The sequence below is a fragment of the Paraburkholderia guartelaensis genome, from assembly GCF_004353905.1.
Classification (GTDB): Bacteria; Pseudomonadota; Gammaproteobacteria; order Burkholderiales; family Burkholderiaceae; genus Paraburkholderia; species Paraburkholderia guartelaensis.
The window spans coordinates 32,996-49,740 of sequence record NZ_SMOD01000019.1 but is presented as its reverse complement, the minus strand read 5'-3'; the positions used below and the strand labels follow the sequence as shown (position 1 = coordinate 49,740).

Annotated in this window: 22 protein-coding genes; 14 read left to right on the top strand and 8 right to left on the bottom strand. The window is 66.2% G+C overall.

Features of this window, described 5'->3' with window-relative positions; genetic code table 11:
- Positions 1-37 precede the first annotated feature (37 nt).
- The 3 genes from E1N52_RS23850 (at position 38) to E1N52_RS23840 (ending at position 2,621) form a co-directional block, all read left to right on the top strand.
- Positions 38-307, top strand: a complete 270-nt coding sequence (locus tag E1N52_RS23850) for a DUF4148 domain-containing protein (protein WP_133185286.1) — start codon at positions 38-40, stop codon at positions 305-307.
- Between the two features lie 325 nt (positions 308-632).
- On the top strand, positions 633-1,934 hold the full coding sequence (locus E1N52_RS23845) for an NCS2 family permease (protein ID WP_133185195.1): 1,302 nt from the start codon (positions 633-635) through the stop codon (positions 1,932-1,934).
- A gap of 153 nt (positions 1,935-2,087) precedes the next feature.
- Positions 2,088-2,621: a cytochrome b gene (locus E1N52_RS23840; protein ID WP_133185194.1), complete on the top strand. Its 534-nt coding sequence runs from the start codon at positions 2,088-2,090 to the stop codon at positions 2,619-2,621.
- Positions 2,622-2,727: 106 nt separating this feature from the next.
- Here E1N52_RS23840 and E1N52_RS23835 read toward each other — a convergent pair whose 3' ends face one another.
- The gene (locus E1N52_RS23835) at positions 2,728-3,018 is read right to left on the bottom strand and encodes a DUF1488 family protein (RefSeq protein ID WP_042266602.1); all 291 of its coding nucleotides are present in this window, start codon (positions 3,016-3,018) and stop codon (positions 2,728-2,730) included.
- Positions 3,019-3,363: 345 nt separating this feature from the next.
- Positions 3,364-3,585 (bottom strand): DUF2964 family protein, encoded by a 222-nt coding sequence (locus E1N52_RS23830; RefSeq protein ID WP_133185193.1) that lies wholly within the window; start codon positions 3,583-3,585, stop codon positions 3,364-3,366.
- Between the two features lie 244 nt (positions 3,586-3,829).
- On the opposite strand from E1N52_RS23830, the gene E1N52_RS23825 reads away from it, so the two are divergent.
- From E1N52_RS23825 to E1N52_RS23815, 3 genes are all read left to right on the top strand, one after another.
- The gene (locus tag E1N52_RS23825) at positions 3,830-5,800 is read left to right on the top strand and encodes a sigma-54-dependent Fis family transcriptional regulator (RefSeq protein ID WP_133185192.1); all 1,971 of its coding nucleotides are present in this window, start codon (positions 3,830-3,832) and stop codon (positions 5,798-5,800) included.
- An 87-nt stretch (positions 5,801-5,887) separates the two neighbouring features.
- Positions 5,888-7,018, top strand: coding sequence for a VIT1/CCC1 transporter family protein (locus tag E1N52_RS23820; protein WP_133185191.1), 1,131 nt, complete (start codon positions 5,888-5,890; stop codon positions 7,016-7,018).
- Positions 7,015-7,341 (top strand): 2Fe-2S iron-sulfur cluster-binding protein, encoded by a 327-nt coding sequence (locus E1N52_RS23815; protein WP_133185190.1) that lies wholly within the window; start codon positions 7,015-7,017, stop codon positions 7,339-7,341. The genes E1N52_RS23820 and E1N52_RS23815 overlap by 4 nt, the downstream gene beginning before the upstream one ends.
- 84 nt (positions 7,342-7,425) lie before the next feature.
- Here E1N52_RS23815 and E1N52_RS23810 read toward each other — a convergent pair whose 3' ends face one another.
- Positions 7,426-7,716 (bottom strand): DUF4148 domain-containing protein, encoded by a 291-nt coding sequence (locus E1N52_RS23810; RefSeq protein WP_133185189.1) that lies wholly within the window; start codon positions 7,714-7,716, stop codon positions 7,426-7,428.
- Positions 7,717-8,106: 390 nt separating this feature from the next.
- Here E1N52_RS23810 and E1N52_RS23805 point away from each other — a divergent pair, with 390 nt between their 5' ends.
- On the top strand, positions 8,107-8,370 hold the full coding sequence (locus E1N52_RS23805) for a DUF4148 domain-containing protein (RefSeq protein ID WP_133185188.1): 264 nt from the start codon (positions 8,107-8,109) through the stop codon (positions 8,368-8,370).
- A gap of 159 nt (positions 8,371-8,529) precedes the next feature.
- Here E1N52_RS23805 and E1N52_RS23800 read toward each other — a convergent pair whose 3' ends face one another.
- From E1N52_RS23800 to E1N52_RS23785, 4 genes are all read right to left on the bottom strand, one after another.
- Positions 8,530-8,913, bottom strand: a complete 384-nt coding sequence (locus tag E1N52_RS23800; RefSeq protein ID WP_133185187.1) for a hypothetical protein — start codon at positions 8,911-8,913, stop codon at positions 8,530-8,532.
- Positions 8,914-9,040: 127 nt separating this feature from the next.
- Positions 9,041-9,235, bottom strand: a complete 195-nt coding sequence (locus tag E1N52_RS23795; RefSeq protein WP_133185186.1) for a YqaE/Pmp3 family membrane protein — start codon at positions 9,233-9,235, stop codon at positions 9,041-9,043.
- Between the two features lie 42 nt (positions 9,236-9,277).
- Positions 9,278-9,472: a DUF1653 domain-containing protein gene (locus E1N52_RS23790; RefSeq protein ID WP_069261725.1), complete on the bottom strand. Its 195-nt coding sequence runs from the start codon at positions 9,470-9,472 to the stop codon at positions 9,278-9,280.
- Between the two features lie 115 nt (positions 9,473-9,587).
- Positions 9,588-10,256: a TetR/AcrR family transcriptional regulator gene (locus E1N52_RS23785; RefSeq protein WP_133185185.1), complete on the bottom strand. Its 669-nt coding sequence runs from the start codon at positions 10,254-10,256 to the stop codon at positions 9,588-9,590.
- A 78-nt stretch (positions 10,257-10,334) separates the two neighbouring features.
- Here E1N52_RS23785 and E1N52_RS23780 point away from each other — a divergent pair, with 78 nt between their 5' ends.
- Both E1N52_RS23780 and E1N52_RS23775 read left to right on the top strand, forming a co-directional pair.
- Complete coding sequence (locus tag E1N52_RS23780; protein WP_133185184.1) at positions 10,335-10,958, top strand: glutathione binding-like protein; 624 nt, start codon at positions 10,335-10,337, stop codon at positions 10,956-10,958.
- Positions 10,959-11,049: 91 nt separating this feature from the next.
- The gene (locus E1N52_RS23775; RefSeq protein ID WP_069261722.1) at positions 11,050-11,262 is read left to right on the top strand and encodes a hypothetical protein; all 213 of its coding nucleotides are present in this window, start codon (positions 11,050-11,052) and stop codon (positions 11,260-11,262) included.
- A gap of 16 nt (positions 11,263-11,278) precedes the next feature.
- On the opposite strand, the gene E1N52_RS23770 is transcribed toward E1N52_RS23775, so the two are convergent.
- On the bottom strand, positions 11,279-12,004 hold the full coding sequence (locus tag E1N52_RS23770) for a GntR family transcriptional regulator (protein WP_133185183.1): 726 nt from the start codon (positions 12,002-12,004) through the stop codon (positions 11,279-11,281).
- A gap of 183 nt (positions 12,005-12,187) precedes the next feature.
- Here E1N52_RS23770 and E1N52_RS23765 point away from each other — a divergent pair, with 183 nt between their 5' ends.
- The 5 genes from E1N52_RS23765 to E1N52_RS23745 all read left to right on the top strand — a co-directional run bounded on the left by E1N52_RS23765 (position 12,188) and on the right by E1N52_RS23745 (position 16,718).
- Positions 12,188-13,492, top strand: coding sequence for a cyanate transporter (locus E1N52_RS23765; protein ID WP_246089194.1), 1,305 nt, complete (start codon positions 12,188-12,190; stop codon positions 13,490-13,492).
- 234 nt (positions 13,493-13,726) lie between these two features.
- Positions 13,727-14,059 carry a hypothetical protein gene (locus E1N52_RS23760; protein WP_133185181.1) on the top strand — a complete coding sequence of 111 codons (333 nt, stop codon included), beginning with the start codon at positions 13,727-13,729 and terminating at the stop codon, positions 14,057-14,059.
- Positions 14,060-14,470: 411 nt separating this feature from the next.
- Positions 14,471-15,163 carry an NADPH-dependent FMN reductase gene (locus tag E1N52_RS23755; RefSeq protein ID WP_133185180.1) on the top strand — a complete coding sequence of 231 codons (693 nt, stop codon included), beginning with the start codon at positions 14,471-14,473 and terminating at the stop codon, positions 15,161-15,163.
- A gap of 355 nt (positions 15,164-15,518) precedes the next feature.
- The gene (locus E1N52_RS23750; RefSeq protein WP_133185179.1) at positions 15,519-15,734 is read left to right on the top strand and encodes a transcriptional regulator; all 216 of its coding nucleotides are present in this window, start codon (positions 15,519-15,521) and stop codon (positions 15,732-15,734) included.
- A 63-nt stretch (positions 15,735-15,797) separates the two neighbouring features.
- The gene (locus E1N52_RS23745; protein WP_133185178.1) at positions 15,798-16,718 is read left to right on the top strand and encodes a ferritin-like domain-containing protein; all 921 of its coding nucleotides are present in this window, start codon (positions 15,798-15,800) and stop codon (positions 16,716-16,718) included.
- Positions 16,719-16,745: the final 27 nt, after the last annotated feature.

Here is a 16,745-nt window from a genome sequence, read left to right as displayed (position 1 = left end):
TACTCCTAGGGATATCCCTAATATGAAAGGCCTTGCCATGAACTCCCTTCCACGTGTAGCGCTCGGCGTCCTCGCCGCAGCGTGCTGCTTCGCGTCGGCTGCGGCGGTGGCCCAACCGTACGATCCTTCACAGCCGCTGACTCGTGCGCAGGTCCGTGCGGATCTGATCGAATGGCGGCAGGCGGGCTACGATCCGCTCGACTGGATTGACTACCCGGAAAACGCTCAACGGGCGGGCGCGATCGTCGCGCAACGGCGTGCGGCGCGCGCCGGCGCCGGAGCTCCCGCCGGTCAAATGCAGCAGTAATCGCTTGATTGCAGGACGGCCGCAGTAACCCGGCACCGGGCGTGCAACGCCCGGCGCTCGTGAGCGGCTGTGCCCATTTCTTCCCGCCACGGGCGCGACTCGCCGCGCCTTCTCACGCTTGCCGCCGCTACGCGCGCTGTTGTACCTGTTCCACGCTCACAACGGCTTTTCTGCGCTCGACGGACAATTGTTTACAATCGCGCCCGTAGCTACGCGCTACGGCACGCGCGCGTGCATGGGCACGTCAACGACCTGCCGGCTACACGCAAGAAATCACACAAACAAGCAGCGAACAACCCGCTCGACTCTCAAGGGCCCGATCTTCATGGACGCCATCAAACGCTATTTCGGTTTCGAAGAAGCAGGCACCAACCTGCGCACCGAACTGCTCGCCGGTTTCACTACTTTCCTCACGATGGCTTACATCATCTTCGTGAATCCGGCCATTCTCGGCGACGCCGGCATGCCGAAGGAAAGCGTATTCGTCGCCACCTGCCTCGTCGCGGCACTCGCCTCGATCATCATGGGCCTCTACGCGAACTACCCCATCGCGCTCGCGCCCGGCATGGGCCTGAACGCGTATTTCGCCTACACGGTCGTGAAGGGCATGGGCTTCACGTGGCAGGCTGCGCTCGGCGCGGTGTTCATCTCCGGGTGCCTGTTCTTCATCGTCACGCTGCTGCGCGTGCGCGAAGCCATCGTCAACGGCATTCCGCATTCGATCCGCGTATCGATCACAGCGGGTATCGGTCTTTTCCTCGCCATCATCTCGCTCAAGACCTCGGGCGTCGTGGTCGGCAGCCCGGCCACGCTCGTCGAACTTGGCAACCTGCACGATCCGCACACGATCCTCGCGATCATCGGCTTCTTCGCGATCGTCACGCTCGACGTGCTGAAGGTGCGCGGCGCGATTCTGATCGGTATCGTGGGCGTCACGATTCTCTCGTTCTTCTTCGGCGGCAACCAGTTCCACGGCGTCTTCTCGCCGCCGCCGTCGATCATGCCGACGTTCGCGCAGCTCGACATCAAGGCGGCGCTCTCCACGGGCGTACTCAACGTGGTGCTCGTGTTCTTCCTCGTCGAACTGTTCGATGCGACCGGCACGCTGATGGGCGTGGCCAATCGCGCCGGCCTGCTCGTGCACGGCAAGATGCACCGTCTGAACCGCGCACTGCTGGCGGATAGCACCGCGATTCTCGCGGGCTCGGTTCTCGGCACCTCGTCGACCACGGCGTATATCGAAAGCGCCTCGGGCGTGCAGGCGGGCGGCCGCACCGGCATGACCGCGCTCACCGTGGCCGTGCTGTTCCTCGCGTGCCTGTTCGTCGCGCCGCTCGCGGGCGTCGTGCCGGGCTACGCCACGGCGCCGGCACTCCTCTACGTCTCGTGCCTGATGCTGCGCGAACTCGCCGATCTGCCCTGGGACGACGCCACCGAAGTCGTGCCCGCCGCTCTCACGGCACTTGCCATGCCGTTCACCTACTCGATCGCCAACGGCGTGGCCTTCGGCTTCATTTCGTATGCGGGCCTCAAGCTCCTCACGGGCCGTGTGCGCGACGTGAAACTGATCGTGTGGATCATCGCCGCCGTGTTCCTGTTCCGCTTCTTCTATCTCGGCAACGCATAAACGCAAAAGGGTGGCCTCGCGCCACCCTTTTTGTTTTGATTCGCCGCCGCCCCCCTCAGCATCAAACTTCCCAGCCGCATAACTGCCCCGTACGGCGCGTCCTCCTTATCATAGGGAACTATCGTCAGATTCCCCGCACACAGGAGCCGCCACGTGGCAACTTACCCCGCCGCAACCGAACGCTACACGAAGCCCGCCATCTTCTTTCACTGGGTCATCTTCGTTCTCATCGCGCTCGCCTATCTCGCGATCGAGGTGCGCGGCCCCAAGGGCACCGACAGCCGCGCGTTCTGGAGCAACGTGCACTTCTGGGCCGGCTCGCTCGTGCTCGCGCTCGCCGTGCTGCGTCTCGTGTGGCGTCTTTGGCGCGGCGCGCCTGCAGAGATCGACTCGAACGCGCTGCTGTCGTTTCTCTCGCGCCTCGTGCATCTCGCGCTCTATCTGTTCATCTTCGTGCAGCCGCTCCTCGGTATTTTGATGATCAACACCGGCGGCCATCCGGTCACGCTCGCGGGGCTCGATCTGCAGATCGCACTCGTCGGCCCGGACCCCGCCGCGCGCACGTTCCTCAAGGACGCACACGTGCTGATCGGCAATCTGTTTTATTGGGTGATCGGGCTGCACGCGCTCGCAGCGATCGCGCATCACGTCGTATTCCGCGACAACACGCTGCGCCGCATGATCTAGCGGCAAGGCGGCGCGCGCGTAAACGAAAGCCGCGCCCGAAAAGGGCGCGGCAAGAAAACTCAGTTGAACAGAAAGCGCCCGCGTCCTGCGGGCGCTCTTGTGTTGACTACGCGTTGGCGTGCGCCTGCACGAAACGCACGTAGCCGCTGCGCAGCACGAGGCACTGCGCACGTGTTTCGGAGAGCAAACGGCGCGCGCAAGCCTCGATGCGGTCGCGATGATGGTCGAACGCGCTGAGCATATCTTCGGCGCGCGGCGAAGCCGCCCCGAAGTGATCTTCCAGCGCCGCCGCCGTGATCAGACACTCCACCCGCTCGCCATCGATCATCGCCGGAAACGCCAAGGTCAGGTCTGGGCCCGAGTACTCGGGCACCTCATTCGGAAACATGATCTGCATGGGGGTCGCCTTTGGTGGAGGGTGAAAAGGCCGCGTTCAGCCGGCCACGGGCTGCCCCAGATTAGTGCCTGGAAACACCCCGATCCGGCACACGCGGATCAACATCGACCTTAGCGAACGATACGCTCGCGCGGGTTGATTTGATTCACTTTAGACGACTTCCTGCCGCCCGCAAGGTCGACGTTGTCACACGCCTGAAATAGCCGGCGAGGCCTTCGTCTCGCCCCTTTTTTCGCGGATGCAGCATTCGCATGCGCGGTTGCGCGCACAAACACTCTCCTCCCCGGCCCTGCGCCAACGCGCTGCGCCGGTTGCCGCATCGCACCATGCGCGCCACCGGGCGCGTCAGGATTCGCGATGCCGGTGCTGATCGAGATGTTCGAGGTCTTTCGGGTGCAGGGTGAGCATCACCACGAACGCGACGATCCCAAGGGCCACGGTCACCATGCCGGACAGCACGACGTTGTTCTCGTCGAAGATCAATCCGTCAATCGCATACCCGAGGCCAAAGAGCGCAACGAACGTGGCGATCACCGCCACCACGATCCTCAATTCGCCGTGCACCATGACGAACTCCGCTACTCAGCGGGGGCGCGACGCGAATGCGCCCTCACCTTCATCATGGCACCCGCGCCGGTAAACTCAAGGCGCAGTTGAGGGGCGACGGCACGGCTGAAACACGGGCTGCGACCCGGCTTCAACCCGAATAGGCAGCCGCCGCGTATCCTGTACCATGAACTGCCCCAGAGGCGCCGCTCGTGCACTGCCATGCTGCGCCGCAGCGTAGCGCCCAAAACGACTGGAGACACGAGTGACCCGACGCCCCGTCACGCCGCACGACGCGGCCCGCGCGGACGCCATCGCGCAGGCACACGCGCGCTCGCGCGCACTCGGGCTGCGTGCCACCGAGGCGCCCGAATTCGACGCGCTGGCCGCCGCCGACCTGCGCGAGCTGATCGAGACGAACCGCACGCTCTATCACCAGGCGCGTCCCGTCATGGACGCCTTGCACGCGCAGATCGTCGATACGCAGAGCATGGTGCTGCTCACCGATCGCAACGGCGTGATCCTCCATAGCTATGCCGACAGCGATTTCGTCGAGAAAGCGCAGCGCGTCGCGCTGCGACCGGGCGTATCGTGGGCCGAGCAGCATCGCGGTACGAATGCCATCGGCACGGCGCTCGTGGAAGGCCAGCCGACCACGGTGCATGCGGGCGAGCACTTTTTGCGCGCCAATCACATCCTCACCTGTTCGTGCGCGCCGATCGCGGATCCATACGGTCGCACGCTCGGCGCGCTCGACGTGAGCGGCGAGTCGCGCGGTTTTCACAAGCACACGCTCGCGCTCGTGCGCATGTCGGCGCAGATGATCGAGAACCATCTGTTCAACACCGAATTCGCCGATGCCATCCGGCTCCAGTTTCACGCGCGTGCGGAATTCATTGGTACGCTCTACGAAGGATTGGCCGCATTCTCGGCCGACGGCACGCTGCTCTGCGCAAACCGCAGCGCCCTGTTCCAGTTCGGCGCGCCGCTCGCCGAGCTGCAGCAGCGCGAGTTCGCGGCGCTCTTCGGCCAGCCGTTCGCGGCGTTCATGCAGCAGCTCATGCGCGCGAGTGGCGAGCCGCTCACGCTCGCACTGCCAAGCGGCGTGCGCGTGATCGCGCGCGCCACGCCCGGCGCGGCCACGTCGGGCGTCGCTACGCTCGCGCGCAGCGCCGTACCCGAAACGTCCCGCTCGCCGTACACGCCCGCTTCCGTCCAGGCGACAGCGCCCAACGCCACCGACACCACCCCGCAGCCCACGCTCGCCGAACTCGACACCGGCGATGAGCGGCTTGCCGCCGCCCTGCAGCGCGTGGCGCGCGTGCGCGGCCGCGACATTCCGGTGCTCGTGCTTGGCCGCACCGGCACCGGCAAGGAATGGCTCGCGCGGGCGCTGCATCGCGATTCACCGCGCCGCGACGGGCCGTTCGTCGCGCTCAACTGCGCCGCCCTGCCCGACACGCTGATCGAAGCCGAGCTGTTCGGCTACGAGGACGGCGCGTTCACGGGCGCGAAGCGCCGCGGCAGCGCCGGGAAGATCGCGCAGGCGCATGGCGGCACGCTCTTTCTCGACGAGATCGGCGACATGCCGCTCGCGCAGCAGGTGCGGCTCATGCGTGTGTTGCAGGAGCGCGCCGTCGTGCCGCTCGGCGGCACGCGCGCGGTGCCGGTGGATTTGCGCATCGTCTGCGCGACGCACCGCGATCTACGCGCGATGATCGCCGAAGGCACGTTCCGCGAGGATCTCTACTACCGCATCAACGGCCTCGTCGTCACGCTGCCTGCGCTGGCCGAGCGCACCGACCTCGACGCGCTCGTCGCCCGCATGCTCGAGATCGTGCGGCACGAGGTGCCGGGCGCGCCCGCGCGTCTGACACCGGCCGTTCGTGCGTGCTTCGCGCGCTGCCGCTGGCCGGGCAATCTGCGTCAGCTCGCGAGCGCGCTGCGCACGGCGGCGATCATGGCCGAAGGCGAAGACGCCATCGACATGGCGCATCTTCCCGAAGACCTCATGCACGATTGCGCCCCCGCGAGCGAATGCACGGAGCAGTCCGCCGACGTCACGGCTGAAGACCAGACGAGCGACACGGAACACGAACCCGCGCGGCTCTCCGTCTGGCAGTCGCGGCTCATCGAAGAGACCCTCGCGCGCCACAGCGGCAATGTTTCGGCGGCGGCTCGCGAACTCGGGCTCGCGCGCAACACGGTCTATCGGCATCTGCGTCAGCGCCGCTGAGCGCACCGGCCTGGCGGGTCGAGGCGCGGCTTCTGGGCAAAGCGGCGCCAGGGTAAGCTTGGCGGATCGCTTCCCGCACCGCGCCCCATGGCCACCGCTCAGGAAATCAACCGCTTCCGGCGCAATCTCGCCGACGAACTCGACAGCGCCGCCGTCTACGACACGCTATCCGCGGTCGAGAAAGACGACGAGCGCCGCCGCATCTTCGCGGAACTCGCCGCCTCCGAGCGCGAGCACGCGAGCGTCTGGAGCGAGAAGCTCGCGGCCAACGGCGTCACGCCCCGGCCGCATCGGCGCAGCGCAAAAACCCGCCTGCTGCAAGCGCTCACGCGCACGTTTGGCCCTTCGCTCGTGCTGCCCACGGTCGCCGCCGCCGAATACGCCGACCGCGACCGCTACGCGCGCGAACCCGGCGCCGAGAAGCTTTCCGCCCAGGAACAGCAGCACGCCGCCATCGTCCAGGCGATCGTCGCGAAGAAGCGCGAGCCCGAACATGGCCATGGCGAAGCGATCGGCGCTGCGGAGTCGTGGCACAAGAGCGCGACGTCGGGCAACGACCTGCGCGCGGCGGTGCTGGGGGCGAACGACGGGCTCGTCTCGAACTTCTGCCTGATCATGGGCGTGGCGGGCGCGGGCAGCGTCAATCGCACGATCTTGCTCACGGGGCTGGCGGGCCTTGTCGCGGGCGCCTGCTCCATGGCGCTCGGCGAGTGGCTCTCGGTGACCAACGCGCGGGAGCTTGCGCGCACCCAGCTCGCGAAGGAAGCCGACGAACTCGAGCACACGCCCGACGCCGAGCGCCACGAACTCGCACTCATCTACCAGGCGAAGGGCATCGATCCGGATGAAGCGCGCCGCGTGGCCGCCCAGATCATGCGCAACAAGGACGAGGCGCTCAATACGCTTGCGCGCGAAGAGCTTGGCATCGATCCGAAGGAGCTGGGCGGCAATCCGTGGTCGGCCGCCGCCGTTTCGTTTTGCCTCTTCTCGCTCGGCGCGGCGTTTCCAACTGCCCCGTTCCTGTGGGCGCACGGCGTCACGGCCATCGCGCAGTCGGTGGCGCTGAGCGCGTGCGGACTTGCCCTCGTCGGCGTGTTCACGTCGCTCTTCAACGGGCGCAGCGCGACGTTCTCGGCATTCCGGCAGATCGTGATCGGACTCGCCGCGGCGGCGTTCACGGCGGGCGCGGGGCGGCTGCTCGGGGTGTCGATTTCATGAGCGATGTGAGTCACGCAAGCAGGCAGGACGGACCGCCGCATGTGCCTGTGGTCCGCGTGGAGCCGCTCGGGCGCAGCTTCGAAGCGCCGCCCGAGCTGACCTTGCTCGAAGCGGCGGCGTTCGAGGGCATTCGTCTGCCGCGTATGTGCCGCAACGGCACCTGCCGCGCCTGCATGTGTCGCGTGGTGAGTGGCGAAGTGAGCTTCACGATTGAGTGGCCCGGATTGAGCCGCGAGGAAAAAGCCGAGGGCTATGTGCTGACCTGCGTGGCCGTCGCGCGCACGGATCTCGTGCTCGACTCGCCGGAGGCGGAAGCCATATAGCGGCTACAAGATGGGAAGCCCGAATGCGAAACGGCCCGCGAAGCGAAGTCGCGGGCCGTTTTTATTTGCTGACTGCCGACAGGCTTACTGACCGCCGAAATACACCGATTGCGGACCCGTGCGAGCCGCTTCCGACACATAGCGAGCACCCGCAACCGACGTCGTGTTGCTCACGCCGCCGAACGAACCGTCGGTCTGGGCGACAGGCGCGGCCGTCTGGGCAGTGGCTGCAGTCTGATTGCGGCTCGTTTGCTGGAATTCGACGAGTTGCTGACGCACTTGCTCGCGGGTCAGACCTTGATCGGCCTGAGCGAAAGCAGCGAGCGGAGCAGCCAGAGCAACGGTAAGGGCAACAGCCTTGAGGAGCGACTTCATGATTACAACCTCCGAAATTATTTAGCGTCTATGCGCAACGACGGTGCATACCTTGTCGTGCTCGGCCGGCTCGCTGCGACTCGCCGCATCGGCTGGCTGTGAGTGGATTCTAGGCAAGCGCCCCGGCCGGATACAGACCGTTTCGGGCGAATTGGAATTACGGATTTCGCAATAATCCGGCGAGATTTTAGGGCCGGATAATCTGCGGCCGTCCGGCCTTATTGCAAGCGCGTCGCGCAATACTTCAGGAGATCCCGAACCCGATTGTTGCCTCCAGAAGAACACTGAATTCGTTTTCTAGGTATTTACCCTGACCCTCCAACCGCATACATTCACCATATGGGCCACGCCGATGCGATGGCTCCTCACAAAAAATATTGGAGGTTAGTCATGAATTCGTTTCTGAAGGCCGCTGTGCTCGCCGTCATCGTTGCCGTGCCCGCCGCCGCGTTCGCGCAGGCACAACCCCAGCAACAACCCGTGACCCGCGCCGAAGTTCGCGCCGATCTCGCGCAACTGCGCGCCGCCGGCTACGATCCGAGCGACTGGATGCACTATCCGGAAAACATTCAGGCTGCCGAAGCCAAGGTCGCAGCGCAGCGCGCTACGGCTTACGGCCCGTCGACGAACGGCACGTCGCAGTCGAGCCAGTAAGTTTCGCGACAACCCCGGCTGTGACGCCGGGTTCTCGTGCAAAGCATCAGGCCCGCCCTCGTGAGAGTGGCGGGCCTGATTCGTTTTGAAGCGCACTTTCGACTCGGCGCGGATCATTGGGCAACACGTAACCGCGCCGATGTGAGCGGCAAGCCCGCATCAACGGCCGCCCGGGCCGCCGCCACCGTGACCGCCACCGCCGTGGCCTCCGCCACCATGACCGCCGCCGGGGCCGCCTCCATGACTACCGCCCGGCGGCCCCCAAGGTCCACCGTGACCGCCACCGTGACCACCCGGGCCGCCACCGTGCCAACCACCGCCGCCGCCGTGCCAGTCGCCGCCGTGATAATCGCGACCGCCGCCACCGCCCCAGACGCCGATGTTCACACTGCCATACGTGGGCGCATAGCCCGGCGCGTAGCCGCTGTAATAACCCGTGGAGTACGGCTGGCCATAGCCGCCGTAACCATAGTCGTAGCCCGGGGCCACCGCACACCCGGCAAGGAGCGCGATGGCGCCCACCGTGAGAACGAACTTGAACATAGCTGACTCTCCTTTCTATTTGTAAGAAAGAAAAATCAGCGTTAAGTTCTTATTGAATTGTGAGCACGGGTTACCGCTGTAACGCGGAACACGCCGCTACATGGCGTCTACGCGCCCGCTCCGGGATTTAACCGCGGCGGCCGAGCGCGTCCTCTATTTTCCGGTCGGTCTTGAACTGGCTGAGCGAATACACGGCCCAGATCGCGGCCGGAATCCAGCCGATCAGCGTGATCTGCAGGATCAGGCAGACGATGCCCGCAATCGGACGTCCAATGGTGAAGAACAGGAGCCAAGGCAGGATCAGCGCAATCAATAAACGCATTCGAAGAAACCTCTAAAGCGTGGAAGAGACGAGTGAAAAGAATCAGTTGACGGGCGCGAAGCGCGGCACGAGTCCGCCTTCGTACTCGACGAGTTCGAAGAACACGGTGGAGGGTCGCGTCCAGATCGTACCGTTCGCCGCGCGATACACGATCATCGTGACGGAAGGATCCGATTCCAGCGTCGCCTCGCAAACCAGTTCGTAAATGCCACCCTTGTAGTGCCTGTAGCGCACCATCGTGTTCCCCTCTTCGAGTGCGCAGGCCGTCCCTGCGCGACTGCGCCAGTGTAACAAGGGAAAGCGGCATGCGGACCCGCGTAGCGGACGCCGACAGGCAAGGTTCAGCGTGACATCACTTCGCGCGCCGTCGCACCGCACGCGCATCGGCCGCAAGCGGCGCTTCGCCGCAGATCAACGCGACGCCCGCCACCGCCATGGCGCGCAGCGAGGACCTCGAATCGCCGGCCCGCGCGCGCAGCGCCATGCTGTGCAATAGCGCGGAGGCGAGGCGCGCGAGCATCGGTGCGCTGGCATCGGGCGGCAGCTCGCCTTGCGCGAGCGCCGCGCGCAGGCGCCGCTCGAACGCCTTGTCGAATGTGCGCAATCCTGCGGCAAGGCGCTCGCGTACCGCGTCGTCGTTGACGGCTTCCACGGCCGCCGTGCCGATCAGCAGGCAGCCACGCGCCGCATCGTGCGCGGGCAAATACCAGCCGAGCGCGCCGTCGAATACGCGCATCAGCGCCTCGCGTAGCGGCACTGCGCTGTCCAGCGCAGACTCCATCGCCACGCGCCCCGCTTCCACGTAACGCTCCATGGTTTGCAGATAGAGCGCGTGCTTGTCGCCGAATGCGCCGTAGAGACTCGGCCGGTTCATGCCGGTCGCCTCGCTCAGGTCGTCGAGCGATGTGCCTGCGTAGCCGTTGCGCCAGAACGTATCGCGCGCGCGGGCGAGCGCCTCTTGTGGATCGTAGGCGCGCGGACGCCCGCGCGGGCGGCTATCCTTTTTTGTACTGGATTGCATAGAAATATTGGATCGGCGATTTTTGTTCACTATAGTACAAAAATCAGAAAAACCCGAAGCCCGCAAAGGAGGAAGACGATGGATCTGTATTTCGCCCCGCTGGCGTGTTCGCTCGCCACGCGCATCGCGCTCTACGAGGCAGGTGCACAGGCACGCTACATCCAGGTCGATACGCTCACGAAGCAGCTTGCCGAAGGCGGCGATTTCTTCGCTGTCAACGCACTCGGCCAGGTGCCGGTGCTGCGCGAGGACGACGGCTGGACCCTCACCGAAAACTCGGCGGTGCTGCCGTGGGTGGCCGACCGTTTTCCCGAAGCGCGACTCGCGCCGCCAGCGGGCACGCGCGAGCGCGCGCGCCTGCAGCAATGGATAGGCTTTATCGGCACCGAACTGCACAAGGCCGTGTTCGTGCCGCTGCTCGGCAAGGACGTGGACGAGGCCGTCAAGGACTATGCGCGCGGCAAGATCCCGCGCCGCTTCGGCTTGCTCGCGCATCATCTGGAATCGCGCACCTTCCTGCTCGACGAATTCAGCGTGGCGGACGCCTATCTCGTGACCGTGCTGAACTGGGCGCCGTACGTGGGCATCGATGTGTCGCAATGGGAGGCCGTCGCGACCTACGCGCAGCGCGTGCGCGAGCGGCCCGCCGTTGCAAGAGCCTTCGCCGAAGAGTACGAGATATTCAAGCGCACGCGGCACTGAGGCGCGCTTTGCCGGGCATTTTTTCTCGCCCGGCAAGCGTTTTTTTGTCGTGCGATAACGTTGCGGTCGCCACATTCGCCGGAGCCGCACCATGGCCACGCTCGAAGCCTTGCGCATCGTCCTCGACGATCCGCATACGCCCGAAATCATCCGCAATCACGTCATCGACTCATTGCAATACGCGCTGCGCAATCATGGCCAGGTGTTCGCCGCGAAAGAGATCGAATGGCTCGCCACGTGGGACGACGCGCGCATTCCGCTCGCGGCTTCGAAGGAATTGCGCCGGCGCGTAGATCAGGGCTGACGCGCACCTCGCACGTTCAGCCGTTCGCGAGATCCGCGAACACCGTCTTGAGATCGCGGCCCGCGCGTGCGCGCGCCTGCTGCACCACGCGCTCCTCCAGCTCGGCCAGATGCGCGCGCATCGTCGCGAGCGCCGCAGTCAGGTCCCCCGCTTCCAACGCCTCGATGATCTGCGCGTGCTCGTCGGGCGCGCACATCGACGCTTTCGACGGATCGAACAAGGCCTTGTAAAGCTCCGTTTTCGCGACCAGTTGCGCCAGCGCTTCGACGAGCGCGGTGCCGCCCGCCTGCTCGGTCAGCAGCAGATGGAACTGCCCCGCGAGGCGCACCGCTTCGTCCACACGCGCCTCGCGCAACGCCTTCTTCTCGCTGCGCACGTGGGCCGCGAGCTTGCGCCGCATCGCGGCGTCGAGCTTGCCGCACAGGCTCACCATTACGCCGGCTTCGGCCACCTGGCGCGCGCGGTACACGGCGCGTATGTCGTCCTCCGAGGGCGACGGCACGAACGCGCCGCGATTGGGTTCGAGCACGAGCTTGCCCTCGTAGCCGAGGCGCGCCAGCACCTTGCGCAACGCGCCGCGCGTGCAGCCGAACGCCGCCGCGAGTTCGCGCTCAACCAGTTGCTGGCCCGGCGCGAGCTTGCCTTCCAGCAGCGCGGAAGAAATCGACGCATAGACATGCGCTTCGACATCGGACGGTTCGTCGGTATCGCGGGGCGGAGCGAGGCGGGAGGATTGGGCCATGGGCAGGCGCGCTAGCTGGGTCGGGTCGCTGGGTCAGGTCGCATTGTAGCGAGCGGCATGGCGAGGCGATATAGACGCGCGCCCATACTCGATCGCCGATGCCGGGCATAGCGGACATCGCCAGATTGTTGACAATTATTTTGTATAATGGTCAACCAAACAGTAGTAAAAAGGTTGACCGCATTGAACCCTCAAAACCGCTCCAATCATTCCCAGACGCCGTCCGGCGAGTCGGCCAGCGCGCTTGCGTGGTATGCCGCGATCGTCGCGATCGGCCTGAATCTGCGGCCGCTGCTCACCTCGATCAGCCCGCTCATGACGACCATCCGCAACGACACCGGCCTGAGCTTCTACGGCGCTTCGCTGCTCACGAGTCTGCCCGTCGTCGCGATGGGGCTCGGCGCGTTCGGCACCGGCCTGCTCGCGCGCCGGCTCGGCGAGACGCGCGGCGTCGCGCTCGGGCTCGTGGCGATCGCCGCGGCCTGTGCTGCCCGCGCGTTCACCGGCAGCGGCGGCGCGCTCATGCTTACGGCGGCCGCGGCCGGCGCGGGCGTCGCGGCCATCCAGGCGCTGCTGCCTGCCGTCATGAAGCAACGCTTCGCCGCGCGGGTGCCGCTCGCCATGGGGCTGTTTTCGGCATCGATCATGGGCGGCGGCGGGCTCGGCGCGAGCCTGAGTCCGCTCGTCGCGCGCATCAGCGGCTCGTGGCACACGGGGCTTGCCGTGTGGGCCCTGCCCGCGCTAGTCGCGCTCGCGATCTGGGGCGTGTTGAACGGCGGGTTCGGCTCAGGCCGGCGCGCGCAGCAAGCCGCCACCGCATCCTTGCAGCAGCATGCCAACGCGGCAACGGTGCCGGTCTGGCGCAAGCGCCGGGCGTGGACGCTCGGGCTGCACTTCGGGCTCGTCAACGGCGGCTATACGAGTCTCGTCGCGTGGCTGCCCGCCTACTATCAGCAGCACGGCGCGAGCGTCGAAGCGAGCGGCTCGCTGCTCGCCGCGATGACGGTGTTCCAGGCCGCCAGCGCCCTGCTCCTGCCACTTGCCGCGGCGGCGTTCAAGGACCGGCGTCCGTGGCTCGTTCTGGGCCTGTGCGGCCAGCTCGTCGGCGTGATCGGCCTCGCCGCATGGCCCGAGGCCGCGCCGCTGCTGTGGGTCGCGGCGGCGGGCGCGGGGCTCGGCGGGACGTTCTCGGTCACGCTCGTCACCGCGCTCGACCATAGCGCGGACCACCGCGTCGCCGCGCGCCTCGTCGCCTTCGTCCAGGGTCTGGGCTTCGTGATCGCCGCGCTCGCCCCGATCGTGGCCGGCCGCGTGCGCGACCTCACGGGCGGCTTTACGGGCGCGTGGATCATGCTCGCCGTATCGATCAGCGCGATGATCGTGCTCACGTTCGCGTTCTCGCCGCGCAGCTACGGGCGCTGGCTCGGCGCCCACGGGCCGGCCGCGGACCGAGCGATCGCACAAAACCGGGCGACGCTCGACGCCTGAACCGCCCGCAAACGCCAGATTGAGCGTCGGCGCAAGCCCCGTAAGGCCGCGGCGCACCCATGCAACACCTCGCCCGCAGCACGTCGTGAAACGTTTGCATAAGCGCCTGTATGAATGTACAGTGCGTGCAGCCGGCCGTTCGTGCCGCCCGGTCGCCGTACCGGGTTACGCCGCCTCATCGCGCCCCGGCGCATGGCGCGGCCCCGGCCTGTACATCGAAACGGAGAACACGACGTGCGATTCTTCATCACGGGGACCTTGCTGGGCGTCCTCGCGTCCACCGCGATCGCCGGGGAACACTACATCGAGATCTGGAATCCGCCGGAAGCGCGCACGCCCTCGGTGCATGCGGGCAATGCCGGCAAGAAGTCGCACCACGGCACGAAGCACAAGCTGGCCTCTGCCGACAAGCTGACCACTCGCAAGGTCGCCGAACCGGCCGTGCGCGCCCCCGCGCCCACGCTGCCGGCCACGCCGGGCGCCCCCGCGCGCACTGCGCCGGGCAACGGAACCCTGCCGGAAATTCCGCCGCAAATCGGCCCCGACGGCAACGTCCTCACGGTTTGAGCTAGCGCGTAGCCGCAGTCAGCGGCGCAAAGCACGACATACAGCGCGGCACGCAGCTGCCGCGATCATGGCCTCGAAGACCTCGAAGCGCCGCCCGTTTCCGTCTCCCAAAAAAAACAGCCCCGTCACCGGAGAAGTGCGGGGCCGAATCCCATGTCAAGGAGATGTCATGGAGGAGACGGCTTCATCTTAGCCACGGCCTGCCGCGTGTCCAACCAATGGTTTGGCATATGCATTTCGGGCCGCATGGCGCAGCGCAACGTAGCGCCGCCGGCATATGGATAGAACAAAAAGTCGTTTCGCGCCGCGCGGCGCGCTCTCTAAGATGACCCTTTCCAGCCTTTCAGGCTTCGTGGCTGCGTTGCCCGATCACGCACGAGCCAGGTCTCATCGCATTTCAGGGAGCCCCCCTTGAGCATTTCCGATTCGCAACGCCGCCCGCTCGTGGTGGGCATCGGCGGCACCACACGCGCCGCCTCGTCGACCGAGCGCGCGCTCGCTTTTGCGCTGCGCGGCGCCGAAGACGCCGGCGCGCGCACGCAATTGTTCGGCGGCACGTTCCTGCACACGCTGCCGCACTACGCGCCCGAAGACCCCGCTCGGACCGACGCCCAGCTCGAACTGATCGAAGCCGTGCGCGCCGCCGACGCCGTCATCATCGCGACGCCTGGCTATCACGGCGGCGTATCCGGGCTCGTGAAGAACGCGCTCGACACGCTCGAAGAACTGCGCGCCGACAACCGCCCGTACCTGGACGGCCGCGCAGTGGGCTGTATCGTCACGGCCTACGGCTGGCAGGCGGCGGGCTCGGTGCTGACGTCACTGCGCTCGATCGTGCACGCGCTGCGCGGCTGGCCAACGCCGTTCGGCGCGGGCATCAATACGCTCGAGACGCGCTTCGAGAGCGCGCAACAGTGCTCCGACGCCAAGGTCGCCGAACAGCTCGCAACGGTCGGCCGCCAGGCGGCGCAGTTCGCGCTCGCGTTCGGCGGCCAGGGCCATGAGCACTACGCAGCGCCGCTTGCGAGCGCCTTGAACAGCGTCGGCGGCGCGCAGGCAGCCAACGCGCCGCGCACCGAAAAGCGCCTGAGCCTCGCCGTCTGACACGCTGCCCCACCTCTGCCGCTTACCCTCCCGCGTGCCGTCGAGTACGCGGGCGGTAAACGTTCCCTAACCCACATTGCCGGCGTCGCGCGGTGCGCATCGCGTGCGCCATCCCACAGACGCTGCATTTCGTCCGGTCCACATTGAAGCCGGATTCACCCCTCGCCTCATCCGGATCATTCTGCTGACCGTTCCAGGCCACACGTGATTTGCTTGCGACGAATGATTGGTTCCATCGACATACGGCGGCCCGTACGCTGGTCCGTGTCGGCACAGTGAGTGGACAGCAAGATACACGTGCCACTCGAAAAGAGAACCCGAGCAATTCGGCAGTCGATCAGCAGGAAGCGCGGCCATGAACACACCATTACGCTACAAAGGCTACGTCGTCGCCCCAAGCGCGCAGCAGCTCCCGAACGGCCTTTTCGCCGCCAATCTCACCATTGGCACGCAGCCGGGCGCGCAGTATTCGTTCGACGAACTCGATTACTTCTTCGAAGAGAGGCACGCGCTCGCCTACGCCTGCCGCTGGGCGCGCATGTGGATCGAGCAGCAGCGCCGCTGCGCGTGACGGCGCATGCTTCCTTACGGTTGTGACAGAATAGGAGTCATACCCCCTTCACGTTAGATGCTCATGTCTGAAACCCTGACGCATCCGGACGAAGGCGCAGCCTTCATCTCCGAGCAGGACGCCGCGCTGCGGCGTTGGACGCACGACGCGCCAGGGCCCATCAAAATCGGATCGGACGAGCACCGCAAGATGTTCTGCCGGATGCTGCTCGATACCCACGATCCGTACCGCCCCGCCGTGCTCGACTGGCCAAAGCTCGAGCCCGACGCGCTCCGCCGCCTCACGTCGCTGCCGATCTGGGACATGGCCGTGCAGACCGAAGGCCGGGCTTCGATCCGCGTACTGACTTACGCGCGAACCCTGAACGACCCGCTGCTGCACGAAGCGATCGAAATGGATGCCGCCGAGGAAGCGCGCCACAAGGTCGTGCTCTCGAACCTCGTGCATGCCTATGGCATCGAACTTGCGCCGGAACCCGCATACCCGCCGCCCAAAAAGGCGGAATGGGCGTGGATGTTCACCGGCTATAGCGAGTGCATCGACAGCTTTTTCGCGTTCGGACTGTTTCGCTCGGCGCAGCGCTCGGGCTTTTTCCCGCCTGACCTCGTCGAAACCTTCGAGCCGGTGATCCAGGAAGAGGCGCGCCACATCCTCTTCTTCGTCAACTGGGTGGCGTGGTATCGCAAGACCATGCCCTGGTGGCGCAGGCCGTGGCACTCCGTGCGCGTAGCCGCCATCTGGTTCATGCTGGTGTGGGAGCGGCTCGCGATCGCGCGAGGCATCGACGCCAGCGGCAACGCGCGCGACTCGAATTTCCTGCCCGCGAATCGCGAGGTGCTGGGCGATTCGCTCGATCCGCGCGGGATGATCGAACTCTGCCTCGAAGAACACGACGCGCGCATGAGCGGCTACGACGCGCGTCTCTTGCGGCCGACGCTCGTGCCCACGCTCGCACGCTTCGCGCTGCGTCTCTTGAAGAAGTAGCGCCACAACGTTGAACGCGCGCGTTGT